Below are 791 nucleotides of genomic sequence, written 5' to 3'. Positions count from 1 at the left end.
GGGTGGTCATTATCAGAAGACGGAATAATTGAATTCGAAAACGAGGCGGCGGTAGTAAATCTTTTATCAAGTGATAATGGAATGATTACGCTTTACGCTCAATGGGCAGGATACTCTTATACTGTAGTCTACAATGCAAATAGCGGTATTGGAAATATGCCGAATTCCAATTTTTCTTATGGTATATCAAAAAATCTTTTGGCTAATACTTTTACCCGTTCAGGATATGTTTTTGTTGGTTGGGCGCTATCAGAAAGCGGCTCTATGGAATTCGCGGATGAGGCAATAGTAAGAAATTTAACCATGATTGAAGGAGGAACGGTTACATTATTTGCACAATGGCTGCCTGCCTATTCTATATTTTTTATCGCAAACGATGGAATACCATCGCCAACAAGCCCGATTGTTATATCTCAAGGCAATAAAATAACAGAGCCGCCTTCTATGACCAAAACTGGGTATACTTTTGATGGTTGGTACAAGGAGTCAGATTTTCTTAATAAATGGAATTTTACAAATGATATTCCTATTTCTGATACTACTTTATTTGCAAAATGGATTCCTGTTACTTATTCTGTTACCTATGATAAAAATACGACCGATGCTACAGGCACAACATCAAGCAGTAACCATATCTATAATATTGAACAAAATCTTACAGTTAATGGTTTTTCTCGTATTGGATATAAATTTTCAGGTTGGTCAACAACTTCAACTGGTTCAGTATTATATACTAATGAACAGAGTGTGAAAAATCTTGGTACTACTTCTGGTCAAATTGTAATTCTTTA

1 protein-coding gene is annotated in these 791 nt (G+C 35.4%); it reads left to right on the top strand.

Features of this window, described 5'->3' with window-relative positions; all coding sequences use genetic code 11:
- A partial coding sequence (locus ACYVRH_RS13720) for an InlB B-repeat-containing protein (protein ID WP_461257448.1) occupies positions 1-791 on the top strand: 791 nt, incomplete at both ends.

Source organism: Treponema sp. R80B11-R83G3 (assembly GCF_054786115.1).
The sequence above is the reverse complement of the archived record's forward strand: the minus strand, read 5'-3'. Positions and strand labels throughout refer to the sequence as shown.